This is a genomic window from Franconibacter pulveris (assembly GCF_056780215.1).
Genome location: NZ_CM165555.1, coordinates 2,281,465 through 2,298,195, shown reverse-complemented (window position 1 = coordinate 2,298,195; position 16,731 = coordinate 2,281,465). Strand labels below are relative to the sequence as shown.

The 16,731-nt window shown below is 60.3% G+C and carries 15 protein-coding genes; 4 read left to right on the top strand and 11 right to left on the bottom strand.

Going from position 1 to position 16,731, the window contains the following annotated elements; translation table 11 throughout:
* Nucleotides 1-233 precede the first annotated feature (233 nt).
* From marR to marB, 3 genes are all read left to right on the top strand, one after another.
* Entirely contained in the window at nucleotides 234-668 is a 435-nt protein-coding gene (marR, locus tag ACU4F7_RS10925; protein WP_024558376.1) for a multiple antibiotic resistance transcriptional regulator MarR, read from the top strand.
* Between the two features lie 18 nt (nucleotides 669-686).
* The gene (marA, locus tag ACU4F7_RS10920; RefSeq protein ID WP_024555053.1) at nucleotides 687-1,061 is read left to right on the top strand and encodes an MDR efflux pump AcrAB transcriptional activator MarA; all 375 of its coding nucleotides are present in this window, start codon (nucleotides 687-689) and stop codon (nucleotides 1,059-1,061) included.
* A gap of 64 nt (nucleotides 1,062-1,125) precedes the next feature.
* On the top strand, nucleotides 1,126-1,341 hold the full coding sequence (gene marB / locus ACU4F7_RS10915) for a multiple antibiotic resistance protein MarB (RefSeq protein ID WP_024558375.1): 216 nt from the start codon (nucleotides 1,126-1,128) through the stop codon (nucleotides 1,339-1,341).
* 36 nt (nucleotides 1,342-1,377) lie between these two features.
* Here marB and eamA read toward each other — a convergent pair whose 3' ends face one another.
* Nucleotides 1,378-2,271 carry an O-acetylserine/cysteine exporter gene (gene eamA / locus ACU4F7_RS10910; RefSeq protein ID WP_029592934.1) on the bottom strand — a complete coding sequence of 298 codons (894 nt, stop codon included), beginning with the start codon at nucleotides 2,269-2,271 and terminating at the stop codon, nucleotides 1,378-1,380.
* 208 nt (nucleotides 2,272-2,479) lie between these two features.
* Here eamA and ydeE point away from each other — a divergent pair, with 208 nt between their 5' ends.
* A complete protein-coding gene (gene ydeE, locus ACU4F7_RS10905; protein ID WP_481638654.1) occupies nucleotides 2,480-3,673 on the top strand; it encodes an efflux MFS transporter YdeE in 1,194 nt (397 codons plus the stop codon).
* On the opposite strand, the gene ACU4F7_RS10900 is transcribed toward ydeE, so the two are convergent.
* The 10 genes from ACU4F7_RS10900 to atzF all read right to left on the bottom strand — a co-directional run bounded on the left by ACU4F7_RS10900 (nucleotide 3,670) and on the right by atzF (nucleotide 16,179).
* Entirely contained in the window at nucleotides 3,670-3,954 is a 285-nt protein-coding gene (locus ACU4F7_RS10900; protein ID WP_481638653.1) for a type II toxin-antitoxin system RelE family toxin, read from the bottom strand. The two genes, ydeE and ACU4F7_RS10900, sit on opposite strands and share 4 nt — an antisense overlap.
* A complete protein-coding gene (locus ACU4F7_RS10895; protein WP_481638652.1) occupies nucleotides 3,944-4,192 on the bottom strand; it encodes a type II toxin-antitoxin system Phd/YefM family antitoxin in 249 nt (82 codons plus the stop codon). Before ACU4F7_RS10895 ends, ACU4F7_RS10900 begins: the two co-directional genes overlap by 11 nt.
* A gap of 61 nt (nucleotides 4,193-4,253) precedes the next feature.
* Entirely contained in the window at nucleotides 4,254-4,952 is a 699-nt protein-coding gene (urtE, locus tag ACU4F7_RS10890) for an urea ABC transporter ATP-binding subunit UrtE (RefSeq protein WP_048887877.1), read from the bottom strand.
* A gap of 9 nt (nucleotides 4,953-4,961) precedes the next feature.
* Complete coding sequence (gene urtD, locus ACU4F7_RS10885) at nucleotides 4,962-5,759, bottom strand: urea ABC transporter ATP-binding protein UrtD (protein WP_029592929.1); 798 nt, start codon at nucleotides 5,757-5,759, stop codon at nucleotides 4,962-4,964.
* Nucleotides 5,759-6,832: an urea ABC transporter permease subunit UrtC gene (urtC, locus tag ACU4F7_RS10880; protein ID WP_029592928.1), complete on the bottom strand. Its 1,074-nt coding sequence runs from the start codon at nucleotides 6,830-6,832 to the stop codon at nucleotides 5,759-5,761. The genes urtD and urtC overlap by 1 nt, the downstream gene beginning before the upstream one ends.
* On the bottom strand, nucleotides 6,832-8,397 hold the full coding sequence (urtB, locus tag ACU4F7_RS10875; protein WP_481638651.1) for an urea ABC transporter permease subunit UrtB: 1,566 nt from the start codon (nucleotides 8,395-8,397) through the stop codon (nucleotides 6,832-6,834). Before urtB ends, urtC begins: the two co-directional genes overlap by 1 nt.
* Nucleotides 8,398-8,631: 234 nt before the next feature.
* Nucleotides 8,632-9,903 carry an urea ABC transporter substrate-binding protein gene (gene urtA / locus ACU4F7_RS10870; RefSeq protein ID WP_481638650.1) on the bottom strand — a complete coding sequence of 424 codons (1,272 nt, stop codon included), beginning with the start codon at nucleotides 9,901-9,903 and terminating at the stop codon, nucleotides 8,632-8,634.
* Nucleotides 9,904-9,938: 35 nt separating this feature from the next.
* The gene (locus ACU4F7_RS10865) at nucleotides 9,939-10,652 is read right to left on the bottom strand and encodes a GntR family transcriptional regulator (RefSeq protein WP_029592924.1); all 714 of its coding nucleotides are present in this window, start codon (nucleotides 10,650-10,652) and stop codon (nucleotides 9,939-9,941) included.
* Nucleotides 10,653-10,728: 76 nt separating this feature from the next.
* Nucleotides 10,729-14,352, bottom strand: a complete 3,624-nt coding sequence (gene uca / locus ACU4F7_RS10860; RefSeq protein WP_029592922.1) for an urea carboxylase — start codon at nucleotides 14,350-14,352, stop codon at nucleotides 10,729-10,731.
* 9 nt (nucleotides 14,353-14,361) lie between these two features.
* A complete protein-coding gene (gene atzF, locus ACU4F7_RS10855; RefSeq protein ID WP_481638649.1) occupies nucleotides 14,362-16,179 on the bottom strand; it encodes an allophanate hydrolase in 1,818 nt (605 codons plus the stop codon).
* Between the last annotated feature and the right edge of the window lie 552 nt (nucleotides 16,180-16,731).

The following is a 16,731-nucleotide window of genomic DNA, read 5'->3' as shown; positions in this document are numbered from 1 at the left end:
GTCTGGCTTTACAGAGAAATTCACTGCTTAAACCTATCACAACGATACGGCAAACCCATTAAAGCCGTTCATTTCAGTGAGTAAGCCTCATTTTTCACCCGCACGCAGCAGCAAAATGGCGACAAAATGAGTCGTTTTAACAGATCGTGTGATCGGTAAATTCATTCGTTTGACTTATGCTTGCCTGGGCAATAATATCTGCCGTGACTAATCTACTTGCCTGAGCAACTATCGTGAAAAACACCAGCGATCTGTTTAACGACATTATCCCTCTTGGGCGTCTGATTCACATGGTGAACCAGAAGAAGGATCGCTTGCTCAACGATTATCTCTCTCCGCTGGATGTGACCGCGACGCAATTTAAAGTGTTGTGCTCCATTCGCTGCGAAGTCTGCATCACGCCGGTAGAGCTGAAAAAAGTCTTATCCGTGGACTTAGGGGCGCTCACCCGCATGCTGGATCGTCTGGCGTGCAAGGGCTGGATAGAGCGCCTGCCCAACCCCAATGACAAGCGCGGCGTGCTGATTAAGCTTACGCCGGAAGGCGCATCGCTGTGCGAAACCTGTCATCAGCTGGTTGGGCTTAACCTGCATCAAGAATTAACAAAAAACCTGACGGCAGAAGAAGTGGCAACCCTTGAATACCTGCTCAAAAAGGTACTGCCTTAACAAAAAAGAGGTATGACGATGTCCAGACGCAATAATGATGCCATTACTATTCATAGCATTTTGGACTGGATCGAAGAGAATCTGGAAACCCCGCTGTCGCTGGAGAAAGTCTCCCAGCGATCCGGCTATTCCAAATGGCACCTGCAAAGAATGTTCAAGAAAGAGACCGGCCATTCGCTCGGTCAGTACATTCGTAACCGCAAACTGACGGAAATCGCCCGTAAGCTTAAGCAGAGCAACGAGCCGATACTCTATCTGGCGGAACGCTATGGGTTTGAGTCGCAGCAGACGCTGACCCGGACGTTCAAAAACTATTTCTCCGTGCCGCCGCATAAGTATCGTGTGACTAACATGCCGGGCGAAGCGAAGTATCTGCATCCGCTAAATCATTAACAGCGACAGGCGTGAGCCTGCCGGTTTTATCATCGCCGTCTGAGAAGACGTAACCGAGGAAATCATGAAACGTATTGCAAGCGCTACTCTGTTTTTGCTGGCGCTGGCCTCTGCTGGCGCCATGGCGGATCAAAACACCGCGCTGAGCCATAAAACGGACCGCGATGCGATGGTCCTGCCTTCCGCCACCAACCAGTCGCCCTTTGATTTTAACCATCGGGGCGCCGGCAGCGATAAATCCGACGAGTTAGGCGTTCCCTATTACAACGCCTCTCGCTAAACCCCTTGCCCGGCTGTCGCCGGGCTTTTTTTATCCTTACGCCCGCGCCGCCCGCCGAACGCGAAAGCCGAACACATTAATGTACAGCCCGGCCATAATCAGCAACGCGCCGAGCAGCTGCAAAAGGCTTAGCGTTTCGCCAAGCAGCAGCGCCGCGCTGGCAAGCCCCACGACGGGCACCAGCAGCGAGAGCGGCGCCACGCGCCAGGTCTCATAGCGCCCGAGCAGCGTGCCCCAGATGCCATAGCCCACGATGGTGGCGATAAACGCCAGGTAGACCAGCGAAAGCACCGTGGCGACGTCCAGCGACACCAGGCTTTGCAGCATCACCGCCGGGCCGTCGAAAATCAGGCTGGCGACGAAAAACGGGACGATGGGCACCAGCGCGCTCCAGACCACCAGCGACATGATGGCTGGCGGTTGCGGCAACTGCATAATTTTCTTGTTGAAGATATTGCCGCAGGCCCAGCTCAGCGCGGCGGCGAGCGTCAGCATAAAGCCCAGCAGCGCCACATGCTGGCCGCTCAGGCTGCCTTCAACCAGCACCAGCACGCCAAACACCGCAAGCGTTATCCCCGCCACCTGCTTCAACTGCAGTCGCTCCCGAAAGACAAACGCGCCAAGGATGATGGTGAAGAACGCCTGCGCCTGTAACACCAGCGAAGCGAGCCCGGCAGGCATGCCGAAATTAATGGCGCAGAAGAGAAACGCGAATTGGCCGAAGCTGATGGTCAGGCCATAGCCCAGCAGCAAAGAGAGCGGCACTTTCGGGCGCGCCACAACGAGCAGCGCAGGAAACGCCACCAGCAGAAAACGCAGCCCCGCCAGCATCAGCGGCGGCATCGAGTGCAGCCCCACTTTTATTACAACGAAATTCAAACCCCACGCCACCACCACCAGCAACGCCAGCAGCCCGTCTTTACGCGTCATACCCCTGCCCCTGTCTTTATTAAAATTTTGTTAATACTTCACCATACCGGAATCGGATGATGAGAGACAGATCACTAATTTATGGGAGGCAAAAAGGCGCGGCAGAACGCGTTTTGGGGTGTACAGCCTTAAAAGCGCATGTTATTGCTTAAAAAAACGAATCATGGCTTCTGCAGCCGCTCCCTCCTCCCGTTAAAAAGATAAGAAAATGCTCTCGAAAACGAACCGTTCGACCGCCACGCTGCTTTTCTCTTCGCTGTTGCTGACTATTGGACGCGGCGCCACGCTGCCCTTTATGGCGATTTATCTGTCGAAGGCTTATCAGATGTCTGTCGATGGCGTGGGTGCGGCGTTGAGCCTCGCCATGACGCTCGGCGTGCTGTTCAGCTTAGGCTTCGGCGTGCTGGCGGACCGCTTTGATAAAAAGCGCTATATGCTGATAGCCATCGCGATATTTATCGCAGGCTTCGCCGCCATTCCGCTTGCGGGCAACGCCACGCTGGTGGTCCTGCTCTTCGCGACCATCAACTGCGCTTACTCGGTGTTCTCCACCGTACTGAAAAGCTATTTTTCCGACACCCTGAGCGTGAGCGCCCGGGCGCGGATTTTTTCCCTTAACTACACCTTCGTCAATATCGGCTGGACCATCGGCCCGCCGATAGCCACCTGGCTTGTACTTTACGGGTTGAATATGCCCTTCTGGCTGGCTGCGTTCACCGCGACGATGGCGTTGGTAATGATTCTGCTGTTTGTGCTGCGCGTCTCCTCAATGGCGGGCGCCAGCTCCGCGCCTGCGGCTGCGCCGCCGCTTTCTTTGCTGTGGCGCGACCAGCGGCTGCTGTGGTTTACCGGCTCGGCGTTTCTGGGGTCGCTGGTGGCGGGGTCGTTCGCTATCTGTATTTCCCAGTACGTCTTAACCTTTTCCGACAGCGCGCTGGCTCAGCAGGTGGTCGCCGTGGTGCTGCCCGTCAACGCCGTTCTGGTGGTTTCGCTGCAGTACTTCGTGGGCAAGCACATTCGCGCCGACAACATTCGTCGGCTGATGTTTTACGGCACGCTCTGCTTCATGCTGGGGCTGGTAGGGTTTCTCTTTTCCGGCACGTCGCTCTGGATGTGGGGGCTGGCGGCAGCCATCTTCACCGTGGGCGAAGTGATTTATGTACCGGGCGAATACATGCTTATTGACAATATCGCGCCGCCGGGCCTGAAAGCGGGCTATTTCTCGGTACAGTCGCTCGGCTGGCTGGGGGCTGCGTGTAATCCGCTCTTTACCGGCGTGATGCTGACCAACTTTCCCGCCTGGTCGCTGTTTGCGGCGCTGATGGTCTGCTCGTTAATCGCGTATCTGATGATGCTGAAAGGCATGCGCGTGAAGACGGTGGGGGTAATGCAGGCGGGCTAGATCCGTTTATCAATTTGATTATAAACGGCATTGCGTTCTCTTTTACCAACACTCAGTACCAGGACGGTAATGGTTTCATCCTTAACCTGATAAACCAGCCGATAGCCTGAAGCGCGTTGTTTGATTTTGTAGCAATCTTTGTAGCCATGCAGGCGGGCGGCAGGAACACGGGGCTGTTCCAGCCGCTTCGCCAGCGCTTTTTTAAACTCTTCGCGGACGTTATGCCCAAGCTTCTTCCACTCCGCCAGGGCATGCACTTCAAAAAATAACTTATAAGTCATCCAGGTTGACCTCAACCGTATCGCCGTTTTTACGCGCCTCGACAATTTTCGCCAGTTCCGCGTCTTCAGCCAGCTCCATCAAATACGCGTAGAGCGCGGGCGGCACGCAATAAAAGGCAGGCTCATTACGGTTAAGGATAACGACAGCATCTCCTTCCCCTTCCTGCACCGTACCCATCGGGTTTCGCTTGAGATCGGTGATGCTGGCGGCGGTGTGGGCCAGAATTCGAAAAGGCATAGTCACTCTCCTCTTAAAGCACTCAATATAACACTTTAAGAGAGGCTTCAAAAAGCACCTTTTAAATCGCCACCAGCCCTCGCACCCCGTCGGTTTCCATATTTTCACCCTGCCCGCGCTGGACTATCGCGCCGCGGGACATCACCAGATAGTTATCGGCAAGGCCGGCGGCGAAATCATAAAACTGCTCTACCAGCAAAATAGCCATATCGCCCCGTGAAGCGAGCTGGCGGATAACCGCGCCAATCTCTTTAATAACCGAAGGCTGGATCCCTTCGGTTGGCTCATCAAGGATCAACAGTTGCGGACGGCAGGCGAGCGCGCGACCGATGGCGAGCTGCTGTTGCTGACCGCCGGAGAGATCGCCGCCCCGGCGCTGCTTCATCTCCTTTAGCACCGGAAACAGCGCGTAAATCTCCTCCGGCACCGCTTTCGCCTGCGCGCCGTTAAAGCGCGACAGCCCCATCAGCAGGTTCTCTTCCACCGTCAGGCGCGGGAAAATCTCGCGCCCCTGCGGCACATAAGCAATGCCTGCCTGCACGCGCTGGTGCGGCTTGTATCGCGTAATGGCCTTGCCCTGCCAGTTCACCGCGCCGGTGCGCGCCGGCACGAGCCCCATCAAACATTTCAGCAGCGTGCTTTTGCCCACCCCGTTGCGCCCGAGCAGGCAGGTTACTTCGCCGATGCGGGCCTCAAACGAGACGCCGCGAAGGATATGGCTGCCGCCGTAATACTGGTTTATTTCACTCACTTCTAACATCGCGGCTCCTTAGCGTCCGAGATAGACCTCAATCACCTGCTCGTTCTGCTGCACCTCTTTGAGCGAACCTTCCGCCAGCACCTGCCCCTGATGCAGCACCGTCACCCGGTCGGCAATGGTTTCAACAAAACCCATATCGTGTTCCACCACCATCAGCGAGTGTTTGCCGGCCAGCTCGCGAAACAGCTCCGCGGTGTATTCGGTTTCCGCATCTGTCATGCCTGCCGCAGGCTCATCGAGCAGCAGCAGGTGCGGATCCTGAATCAGCAGCATGCCGATTTCCAGAAACTGCTTCTGGCCGTGGGAAAGCGCCCCCGCCTGTCGGCCCCGCTCCGCGCCAAGGCGAAGCGTGGCGAGCATGGCGTCGATACGGTCGCGCTGTTCGCCGCCAAGCTTCGCCCGCAGGCTCGCCCAGACCGACTTGTCGCCCTTTTGCGCAATCTCCAGGTTTTCAAACACCGTGAGCGCTTCAAACACCGTCGGCTTCTGAAATTTTCGCCCGATGCCTTTCTGCGCGATGGTGATGGGGTCGAGCGAGGTTAAATCGCTGGACTGATCGTAAATCGCCCTGCCGCTTTGCGGCCGCGTTTTCCCGGTGATGACATCCATTAGCGTGGTTTTCCCCGCGCCGTTTGGGCCTATCACACAGCGCAGCTCCCCCACGCCGATGTTCAGCGTTAAGTTCGTCAGCGCCTGAAAACCGTCGAAGTTGACGTTGATGTTCTCAAGCTGCAACACCGGGTCGGTCTGTTCCCGGAAGCGATCCGTCAGGTGCTGACGGGTAAAAAGCCCTTCATCCGGCTGCATTATTTTTCTCCTTTACGAAGCAGGCCAATCACCCCGCGCGGCAGAAAGAGCGTGACGAGGATAAAAATCAGCCCGAGAAAGAGCTGCCAGTATTCCGGCATCAGCACGGTGAAAAAACTCTTCGCGCCGTTAACCGCCAGCGCGCCGATTACCGGCCCCACCAGCGAGCCGCGCCCGCCGAGCGCCACCCAGATGGCGGCTTCGATAGAGTTGGTCGGCGACATCTCGCCGGGGTTGATTATCCCCACCTGCGGTACATAAAGCGCGCCCGCAAGCCCGCAGAGCACGGCGGAGAGCGTCCAGACCAGCAGCTTGAAGCCGCGCGGGTCGTAGCCGCAGAACATCAGCCGGTTTTCGGCGTCGCGCACCGCCGTCAGCACGCGGCCAAACTTGCTGCGCGCAAGCGTAAACCCCACCGCCAGGCTTAACAGCAACAGCAGCACGGTGGCGATAAACAGCGCGATGCGCGTGCCGGTCGCGGTAATGGAAAAGCCAAGCAGCGTGGTGAAGCCGGTAAAGCCATTGTTGCCGCCAAAACCGGTCTCATTGCGAAAGAACAGCAGCATGCCGGCGAAGGTCAGCGCCTGGGTCATGATGGAGAAATAGACCCCTTTGATTTTGGAGCGAAAGGCGAACCAGCCGAAAAGCAGCGCCAGCCCGCCCGGAATGAGCACCACCAGCGCCATCGCCCAGGCGAAGTGCTGCGTGCCCCACCAGAACCAGGGCAGCTCGCTCCAGGAGAGAAACGACATAAACGCAGGCAACCCTTCGCCCGCCGCCTGACGCATCAGGTACATGCCCATCGCGTAGCCGCCCAGCGCGAAGAAAAGCCCATGGCCGAGCGACAGCATGCCGGCGTAGCCCCAGACCAGATCCAACGCCACCGCGACGGTGGCGTAGCAGAGCATTTTACCAAGCAGCGTCAGCGTATAGGTGGAGAGGCTCAGCGGGTGGCTTGCGGGCAGCAGCGCCAGAAACGGCAGCAGCAACAGCGCCGCCAGCAGCAGGCCGCCAAGCCACAAGCTCAGGCGCGGCGCCTTACGCGCAAGTGTTAACGTAAGTGGCTGGCTCATTAGTCGATGACCCTCCCTTTCAGGGCGAACAGCCCCTGCGGACGCTTCTGAATAAACAGCACGATCAGCACCAGAATCAGGATTTTGCCAAGCACGGCGCCGGTCTGCGGTTCGAGAATTTTATTGAAGATGCCAAGGCCGAAGGCGGCGGCCACGCTGCCGGCAAGCTGGCCGACGCCGCCCAGCACCACCACCAGGAACGAGTCGATGATATAGCCCTGGCCGAGCTCCGGCCCGACGTTGCCAAGCTGCGAGAGCGCCACGCCGCCGAGGCCCGCAATGCCGGAGCCAAGGCCAAAGGCCAGCATATCGACGCGCCCGGTGGGCACGCCGCAGCAAGCGGCCATGGACCGGTTTTGCGTCACCGCGCGCACGTTCATGCCAAGGCGGGTTTTGTTAAGGATGAGCCAGGTAAAAAAGAGCACCAGCAGCACAAAGCCAATCACTGCCACGCGGTTCCAGGGCAGAATGAGGTTCGGCAACAGCTGCACGCCGCCCGAAAGCCACGCCGGGTTCGCCACTTCGACGTTCTGCGCGCCAAAGGCCATACGCACCAGTTGAATCAGCATCAGGCTAATGCCCCAGGTGGCGAGCAGCGTCTCCAGCGGGCGGCCATAGAGATGGCGAATGACGGTGCGCTCAAGCGCCATGCCTACCCCAGCGGTCACCAGAAAAGCGACCGGCAGAGCGAAAACCGGATAAAGAAAAAGCCACTGCGGCGCAAGCTGCGCAACGGCGTTCTGAACAAGCCAGGTGGAGTAAGCGCCGAGCATCAGCATCTCGCCATGCGCCATGTTGATAACGCCAAGCAGACCATACGTGATGGCAAGCCCCAGCGCCGCCAGCAGCAAAATGGAACCGAGCGAAAGCCCCATAAACCCCTGGCCGAGCAGCTCCCCCAGCCACAGCCGATGCTGAATGCTGCGCAGGCTTTCCGCCGCCGCGTCGCGCACGCGGGCGTCCGGCTCGCGGCTGGCGTCGGTGAAGGGTTGCAGCCGCGCCTGGGTTTCCGGGTCGGCCGACTGTCCCAGCAGCGTGACGGCATTGAGACGCACCGCGGCGTCGGGGCTTGCCAGCTGGAGCGCGGCGAGCGCCCCTGCCAGCGCCGATTTCACACGCGCATCGGTTTCTGTTTTGTAGCGCGCCGCCAGCAGCGGCAGCATGTCAGGCGTCGCATCGCGGCCCAGCGCCTGCGCGGCCTGTAATCTCTGCGTGACGTTGTCACTCACCAGCCGGTGGCTTGCCAGCGCGCCCGCCACCAGATTGCGCAGACGGTTTGTTAAACGCAGCTTTTTAACCTCACCCTGCGGCGCTTGCGCCGAACCGAGCGGCGTTAACGCATCGCCGGTTTGCACGAAAGGGTGTTTTTCGCTATCCAGCACCACGCTCTCCTGCGCCAGCGCGTCGAGCAGCGGAATACGGGCGGCGTCCGGCGCGGCGGCCCAGCGCTCCAGCAGCGTCGTCTGCTGCGAACGGCTGGCGGCGGCGAAGGCGTCGGCATCCGCGGCGCTGGCCAGACAGGGCAGCAGCCAGACGGCCATTATCAGCCAGCGTATCAGTTTCATAATGGTCTCCTTGTGAGCCCGTGTGATGTGCAGTGCCTGTGGCGGGCGAGCTTTGCTTACCTGTCCACTGGCGCGGCGGCGTGAAAATCGCCCTTCAACCCGGACCTCTCCCCAAAGGGGCGAAGGAGAAAAACGAGCAGGCCAACGCCGTCCCGCCCCCCCTTCGCCGACCGCTTCCCTCTCCCCGCTGGGGAGAGGGTCAGGGTGCGAAGAAGCCGCCCTGTAAACGGCGAATTAGTTGCTGGCGGTCTTGATAGGCTGGTCCGATTTTTTATCGTTGCCCGGGATGTACGGGCTCCAGGGCTGGGCACGAACCGGCTCGTCGGTCTGCCACACCACGTTAAACTGGCCGTTGCTTTCAATTTCGCCAATCATGACCGGCTTATGCAGATGATGGTTGGTGGCGTCCATGGTCAGGGTAAAGCCCGAAGGCGCTTTGAAAGATTGCCCCGCCATCGCCGCGCGCACCTTGTCCACATCCGTCGTGCCCGCTTTTTCCACCGCCTGCGCCCACATATGGATGCCGACATACGTCGCCTCCATCGGGTCGTTGGTCACCACGGTATCGGCGTTCGGCAGCTTGTGCGCTTTCGCGTAAGCCTTGTAATCCGCCACAAACTTCTGGTTCGCCGGGTTATCCACTGACTCGAAGTAGTTCCAGGCCGCGAGGTTGCCGACCAGCGGTTTGGCGTCGATGCCGCGCAGCTCCTCTTCGCCTACCGAGAAGGCCACCACCGGCACGTCGGTCGCCTTCAGCCCCTGGTTGGCCAGCTCTTTGTAGAACGGCACGTTAGAGTCGCCATTAATGGTGGAAACCACGGCGGTTTTGCCGCCTGCGGAGAACTTCTTGATATTGGCGACGATGGTCTGGTAGTCGCTGTAGCCAAACGGCGTATAGACCTCTTCGATGTCTTTATCCTGAACCCCTTTGGAATGCAGGAAGGCGCGCAGGATCTTATTGGTGGTGCGCGGGTAGACATAGTCGGTGCCGAGCAGGAAGAAGCGCTTCGCGCTGCCGCCATCTTCGCTCATCAGGTATTCCACCGCCGGGATAGCCTGCTGGTTCGGCGCGGCGCCGGTATAAAAGACGTTGGGCGACATCTCCTCGCCTTCATACTGCACCGGGTAGAACAGTAAGCCGTTCAGCTCTTCGAACACCGGCAACACCGATTTGCGGGAAACGGAGGTCCAGCAGCCGAAAACGGCGGCGACTTTATCCTGCGTCAGCAGCTGGCGGGCTTTTTCGGCGAACAGCGGCCAGTTGGAAGCCGGGTCGACCACCACCGGCTCGAGCTTTTTGCCCAGCACCCCGCCTTTGGCGTTGATCTCATCGATGGTCATCAGCGCCACGTCTTTCAGCGGCGTTTCGGAGATGGCCATGGTGCCGGACAGTGAATGCATAATGCCGACTTTAATGGTGTCGGCGGCCTGCGCGCTGAAGGCAAACCCCATGCTGACCACCGACGCGGAAAGGGCGAAAGCTTTTAACAAGGTACGACGATGCATAATGATGACTCCCATAATGTGTGCTGTGTGTACGGTTAATCTCGCGTCTCCCGCCGCGCCTGATGCAGCGCGTGGAGCGTAATCTTGCGAACCTCTTTCTGGCTTTGGGCGATATGGTCGTGCAGCCGGGTGCGGGCCTCCTTCAGATTGCGTTCGAGAATGGCGAGCAGGATCTGGCCGTGCTCGGCGTAAGTGGCGCTGATGCGCGACGCCTGGGTGAAATCCATGCGGCGCACGATGCGGATTTTCTCGGTCACGTCGCGATGAACCCGCGCCATCTCCGGGTTACCCGCCGCGTCCACCAGCGTCATATGAAACTGCTCGTCAAAACTCGCGACGGTCGCCCAGTCGGCGAGCGGCGGGCTCTCTATCCAGACGTGCCTGAGCATCTGCAGCGGCAGCGGACGCACGTCGGCGGGCAGCGCGCAAAGCCGCCCGACCGCTTCCATTTCCAGCACCACGCGCAGGTCGTAGAGCGCCTCAAGATGGTCGAAATCAATGGGCCGCACCTGCCAGCCGCTGCGCGGCTGCACGTCGAGATAGCCTTCCTGTTCGAGCCGGTGCAGCGCCTGGCGCACCGGCGTGCGGCTCGCGCCCATCCGCGCCGCGAGGTCGTTTTCGCTGAAGCGATCGCCCGGCAGCAGCAGGAACTCGAAAATCTCCTGCTTCAGCAGCCGGTAGATACGCTCGCCCTGTCCTTCCGCGCGGCGTTTACCGGGTTGTTCTGACGTTTGCAGGGTTGGCTGCATGTGCGTTCTCTCTGTTTGTGCTGGCGGGGGGGCGTTGCCCGCCCGCCCTCGGCCTGTTCGGGCTTCGCATTCACTATCAACTTGCGATATCGAGCCACAGCAGCGCGTCGCCGGGACCCACAGGCCGCCCCTGCTGGCAACTGATGCGCGAGACGGTGCCGTCGCAAGGCGCATGGACCATCAGCTCCATTTTCATCGCCTCCACGACCACCAGCGGCTCGCCCTGACGCACACTCTGGCCCGGCTCGACGAGGATCTTCCAGATATTGCCGTTGAGATCGGCGCTCACCAGATGACCGGACTGATCCTCTTCAATCACCTCCTCGGCCTGCAGCGCCCGCTCCACCGCCGCGCTCTCCTGCGCCTGCCAGTGCGCCACTTCGGCGCTGAAGGCCGCCTGCTGGCGTTCGCGGAACGCGGCGATGTCGTCTGCATTTTCATCAAGGAAGCGGCGGTACGCGGCGAAATCGAATTCGCTCTCTTCGATGCGGATCTGCGCGCGGCCTTCGCGGAAAGCGTCGCGCAGCGCCGTTAGCTCCGCCTCGCTCACCGGGTAGAAGCGCACCTGGTCGAAAAACGTCAGCAGCCATGGCGCCTCGCCAAACTGGGCGTTTTTCAGGAATTTGTTCCAGATAGGCAGCGTGCGCCCCACCAGCTGATAGCCGCCGGGGGAGTCCATGCCGTAAATGCACATATACATGCCGCCGATACCCACGGTGCCTTCGGCAGTCCAGGTACGCGCCGGGTTGTATTTCGAACTGAGCAGGCGGTGGCGCGGGTCAACCGGCACCGCGCAGGGTGCGCCGAGGTAAACGTCGCCAAGCCCCAGGACAAGATAGCTCGCGTCGAAAATGATCCGCTGCACCTCATCACGGCTGGACAGCCCGTTGGCGCGGCAGATAAAATCGGCGTTGTTGGGCAGCCACGGCGCTTCGCTTCTCACCGTTTGCTGATAACGCTCCACGGCGGCAAGGGTCGCGCTGTCTTCAAAGGCCATTGGCAAATGGACGATGCGCGAGGGGATTTTCAGCTCGCTGACGTCGCCGAGCTGCTTCTCAAGGCCAAGCAGCAGCGTCATCAGTTGCGTTTGCGAAATGCGCTGGCTGTCGTAGCGAACCTGTAAAGAACGCACGCCCGGTGAAAGCTCCTCGACGCCCGCCACGCCGCTTGCGCGGATCGCCTGCATCAGCAGATGCACCCGCAGGCGCAGCGCCAGATCCATCACGTTGTCGCCGTACTCGATCAAAATGTAGTTATCGCCCGCCTGTCGCCACACCGCGGCAGGCAGCCCGTTCTGCGCGGGCACTTCGGCTAAAATCGCCGCGCTCGAGGTGGCAAAGGGGGTCGTGGAAATACGGCCATCCGGCAGCGCGCCCACGGCGCAGAGGTTGGTTACCGCCACCTGCTGCGCTATCTCCAGCGACTGGGCGTGCTCAAAGCTGACGGGGTGAAAGCGAATGCGATCGCCAGGCTTTACCTGCCCCACCTTCCACAGCTCCGCTTTCGCGATAGTCACCGGACAGACGAAACCGCCGAGGCTTGGGCCGTCACGGGTGAGGATCACCGGGAAATCACCGGTAAAATTGATCGCCCCGATGGCGTATTCGCAGTCATGCACGTTTGACGGGTGCAGCCCCGCCTCGCCGCCATCCGCCCGGGTCCACTCCGGCTTCGGCCCCACCAGCCGCACGCCAAGGCGGTTAGAGTTGTAGTGCACCTGCCATTCGGCGTCGAAAAAGGCGTTCATTGATGCCGGGGTAAAGAAATCCGGCGCGCCGTGCGGCCCGTAAAGCACGCCGATATCCCACACCTCGCCATAGTGCGGCAGCAGCGCCGGTTCCGGCTTTTGCGGCAGCGCGATGGGCGGCGGCGTGGTGCAGGCGGCGAGTTCCGGGCGCGAGATAGCCAGAATGTCCGCCACCTTCAGCGTGCGTCCGGCGTGGCCGCCAAACTGCCCAAGGGCGAAGGTGGAACGGCTGCCGAGGTAAACCGGCACGTCGATGCCGTTGCGCACCGCAAGATAGGTGCGACAGCCCGCGCGGGCGCGACCGAGCGTCAGCGTCTGCCCCGCTTTCACCACTACCGGCTGCCAGTACTCCACCGGCTCGTCATCCAGCGTCGCCGGGCAATCGGCGCCCGTCAGGGCGATGGTGGCGTCGCTGTGAAAACGCAGCGTCGGCCCCTGCAGGGTAAATTCCAGCCCGGCGGCGTGCGGATGGTTGCCGACAATGCGGTTAGCCAGCCGGAAGGCGAAATCGTCCATCGGTCCCGAAGGCGGCACGCCGATATCCCAGTAACCGGTGCGGCCCGGATAATCCTGCACGCTGCTCCAGGTGCCCGGCTCCAGCACTTCGATGGCGTGGGCCTTATAGCTCACCTCATCGAGCAGCCGCGTCCACATGACGCCCGCGTTGAACTCCGGCAGCGTCACAATCTGGCGCAGGTAATCGAGGTTGGTGGCGATGCCGTGCAGGCGGGTGGCGTTAAGCGCGGCGTTGAGTTTTTCAAGCGCCTGCTGGCGGTCTTCGCCGTGCACAATAATTTTGGCGATCATCGGATCGTAAAAGGCGCTCACCTCCGAACCGGTTGATACCCAGCCGTCCACCCGCACATCGGGCGGGAAATGCACATCGGTCAGAACGCCTGGGCTTGGCTGAAAATTTTTCAACGGATCTTCTGCATACAGGCGCACCTCAATGGCCGCCCCCTGCGGCGCGCGGCCGAGCGCCGCCCACGCCAGCGGTTCGCCCGCCGCGACGTTAATCATGCATTCGATAAGATCCAGGCCGGTGACGCACTCGGTCACCGGGTGCTCCACCTGCAAACGAGTATTGACCTCAAGGAACCAGAACTCATCGCTACGCGCGTCGTAAATAAACTCCACGGTGCCTGCGCTGCGGTAGTTGACCGATTCGCCAAGGGCGACCGCCGCCGCGTGCAGCGCGTCACGCGTCGCCTGCGGCAGGCTGGGCGCCGGGGTCTCCTCCACCACTTTCTGGTTGCGGCGCTGCAGCGAACAGTCGCGCTCGCCGAGCGCCGCCACGCGTCCTTTACCATCGCCTAAAATCTGCACCTCAAGATGACGGGCGCGATCGACGAAGCGCTCAAGGAAGACGCCGTCATCGCTGAAAAACTGCTGCCCCTGGCGCTTCACGCTTTCCCACGCTTCCCGCAGCGCAACGTCATCGTCGCAGCGGGTCAGGCCGATGCCGCCGCCCCCGGCGGTGGTCTTCAGCATCACCGGATAACCTATCTCCGCCGCCGCAAGGCAGGCTTCTTCCAGCGTCTGCAAAAGCCCCGTGCCGGGCGTCATCGGCACCCCGGCTTTGCTGGCAAGCGCGCGGGCGCTGTGCTTTAAGCCAAAGTCGGCAATCTGTTGCGAGGTGGGGCCGATAAAGACCAGCCCGGCCGCCTCGCAGGCGGCGGCGAACTCTGCGCGTTCAGAGAGAAAACCGTAGCCGGGGAAAATCGCCTGCGCCCCGCTCGCTTTCGCGGCGCTGAGGATTTTATCGACGTCGAGATAGCTTTCGCTCGCCTTCTCGCCGCCCAGCGCGATGGCGACATCGGCATCGGCAACGTGTTGCGCGTTGCGGTCCGCATCGGAATAGACCGCGACGCTTTTGATGCCCATTTTCTTCAGGGTGCGAATGGCGCGACAGGCGATTTCGCCCCGGTTGGCGATTAAGACGGTGGTAAACATAAGCTCTCCTCAGGCGCTCTGGTGACGGGCGAGCCAGGCTTTCCAGCCGCCCCAGGGGGTGATATCCGCGGCGTCAGTCAGCGCCTGCGGCTCGCAAATAAACCCTTTCACCAGGCGTCCGTCGGCAAGCGTGAGCGTGCCGATGCCAAGCGGCGCGGGGATCTCCGCCACAAATTCCCCAAAGCGGGCGAGCGGAATGTCCCACAGCTCCACCGCAATCGGCGCCCCCCCGGACATGCGCGCAAGGCCTGGCTTCGGCGGCGTGGTATTGGCAAGCGCATAGAGCCGGTAGCTGGCGTCGGTGGTGGTCTCTTCAATAAAAACCGCGTCGCGGGTGGTGAGCTGGAAATTAAGCGGCATGCCGCGCAGGTGCGCGCCGACCACCGCCAGGCGAACATGCGCGTCGCTGCGCAAGGCGGGCTGCGGCGCGGGCAGCGCTTTGTTCGTCGCGCCGAGCGGCAGCATCACGGCCTGCTGCCAGAGCATGCCGAAGTGGGCCAGCGCCGCGTCGCGCCAGGCAGGGGCAATCAGCGTGATGCCCGCCGGCAGGCCGTCATCGCGGAAATCGCCCGGCAGCGCCAGCGCGCAGAGGTCAGCAAGGTTGGTGAAGTTGGTGTAGTAGCCAAAATGCGAGTTGTAGCGCACCGGCTCCTCTTTCATCTCTTCGAGCGTATGGATGGTTGGCGATGTCGGCACCACCAGCGCATCGAAACCGGAAAGCTGCGACTGAATGAGGCGTGAAAGCGCTGCACGGGCGTACTCGGCCCGCCAGGCGTCGCAGGCGCTATAGCGCAACCCGCTTTCCACAATGCCGCGCACTGTCGGGTCCATCGCCTCTGGCTGGCTTTGCAAAATGGAGCCTACCGCCACGGTGCGCTCCGCGACCCATGCGCCGGCGTAAAGCTGCTCCGCCAGTTCGCGAAACGGCGTAAAGTCAATCGGCACCAGCTGCGCGCCAAGCGCTTGCAGACGCGCCACGCTGTTTTCAAACGCCGCCTGACTCTGGCTGTCGCCGTAGAACTCCAGCGTATCCGGGATGGCGAGACGGGGCGTGGCGGCGAAACGGGCGGGCGCCGTGTGCGGGTTGGCGCGGGAATAGGCATCCTGCTCGTCGTAACCGCCCGCAATGCGCGCCACGGTATAAGCATCTTCAACGGTCAGTGCAAAGACCGAAACGCAGTCATTCAGGCGGCAGGCGGGCACCACGCCGTGGGTGGAGAGCCAGCCTTTGGTGGGTTTTAGCCCGACAATATTGTTAAAGCCCGCCGGGACGCGCCCGGAACCGGCGGTATCGGTGCCCAGTGCGAAAGCCGCAAGGCCGCGGGCGACGACCGAAGCGGAGCCGGAACTGGAGCCGCCGCTGACGTAATCGGCATTAAACGTATTCGGCACCGCGCCATAGGGCGAACGGGTGCCGACCAGCCCGGTAGCGAACTGGTCGAGGTTGGTTTTGCCAATGGCGATGGCGCCTGCGGCCTTGAGCTTCGCCACGACGGTCGCGTCCTGCTCTGCCAACCGGGTAAAGGCGGGGCAAGCCGCGCTGGTGGGCATATCCGCGACATCAATATTATCTTTCACCGCGAAGGGCACGCCGAAGAGCGGGAAATCCTCCAGCGTTTTTTCACCCGACGCCAGCGCCGTTAACAGGCGCTCAATCTGGCTTACGATAAGCGGCTGGGTGGCTTTGAAGATCCACGCCGGATCGTTATTTTCTTCGGTTGGATTAAAAGCGGCGTAGATTTCCGTAATACATTTTGGGTCGTGAAGAAATTCCTTGCGCCATTCAGTAAGGGTTAATGGCGAAAAAAGCGGTTGCGCGATTGTCATCTGCTGGCATCCCATCTGGTATACAAGATGAGATAGCTTTAGCAATTACAATGCCATAATTAATAAAGCAATATTTTTCAATCAGATATACAAATCCAATGAAAACGTAGATTTATTTATTTTTATTACAAAGCATGAATGAAAAGGAATCAGGTGCGGCAATAGTGCAGCGGTGCTTCATAAACGTGCAAGGTATTCAAACACAGCAAAGCGACATGGATTGCCACGCCTACGAATAACTTTTTCTTAGCGAAGAGGGTGCGAAGGAAATATAAACGCTATGGCTGAAATGATGTATTCGTTGAGAAACAGACGACGCGGCGTTTAGTCCCTCTGGCAGGCGAGTTAACCCACCGGCAAATCCGCCTGTTTCCCTCACCCCAGCCCTCTCCCCAACGGTGCGAAAGGGAAAACCCGGCGACTGGCGCTGCATTTGCTTATCCTGCAAATCGTGAACCTTTTCCCTGCCTGCAGCCATTTTTAACCTCAATGAAATATTTACATCACAGCGAGGTTTTTAGTCCGGCCTCGAAATCGCCTTCCGGGCTGACA

Bases quoted from the DNA above. Each gene is read 5' to 3' on its own strand.
- ydeE (WP_481638654.1), top strand. From the start codon at position 2,480: ATGCTCTCGAAAACGAACCGTTCGACCGCCACGCTGCTTTTCTCTTCG.
- ACU4F7_RS10865 (WP_029592924.1), bottom strand. From the start codon at position 10,652: ATGCAGCCAACCCTGCAAACGTCAGAACAACCCGGTAAACGCCGCGCG.
- uca (WP_029592922.1), bottom strand. From the start codon at position 14,352: ATGTTTACCACCGTCTTAATCGCCAACCGGGGCGAAATCGCCTGTCGC.
- ACU4F7_RS10900 (WP_481638653.1), bottom strand. From the start codon at position 3,954: ATGACTTATAAGTTATTTTTTGAAGTGCATGCCCTGGCGGAGTGGAAG.
- marA (WP_024555053.1), top strand. From the start codon at position 687: ATGTCCAGACGCAATAATGATGCCATTACTATTCATAGCATTTTGGAC.
- eamA (WP_029592934.1), bottom strand. From the start codon at position 2,271: ATGACGCGTAAAGACGGGCTGCTGGCGTTGCTGGTGGTGGTGGCGTGG.
- urtE (WP_048887877.1), bottom strand. From the start codon at position 4,952: ATGTTAGAAGTGAGTGAAATAAACCAGTATTACGGCGGCAGCCATATC.
- urtA (WP_481638650.1), bottom strand. From the start codon at position 9,903: ATGCATCGTCGTACCTTGTTAAAAGCTTTCGCCCTTTCCGCGTCGGTG.
- ACU4F7_RS10895 (WP_481638652.1), bottom strand. From the start codon at position 4,192: ATGCCTTTTCGAATTCTGGCCCACACCGCCGCCAGCATCACCGATCTC.
- marB (WP_024558375.1), top strand. From the start codon at position 1,126: ATGAAACGTATTGCAAGCGCTACTCTGTTTTTGCTGGCGCTGGCCTCT.
- urtC (WP_029592928.1), bottom strand. From the start codon at position 6,832: ATGAGCCAGCCACTTACGTTAACACTTGCGCGTAAGGCGCCGCGCCTG.
- atzF (WP_481638649.1), bottom strand. From the start codon at position 16,179: ATGACAATCGCGCAACCGCTTTTTTCGCCATTAACCCTTACTGAATGG.
- urtB (WP_481638651.1), bottom strand. From the start codon at position 8,397: ATGAAACTGATACGCTGGCTGATAATGGCCGTCTGGCTGCTGCCCTGT.
- urtD (WP_029592929.1), bottom strand. From the start codon at position 5,759: ATGCAGCCGGATGAAGGGCTTTTTACCCGTCAGCACCTGACGGATCGC.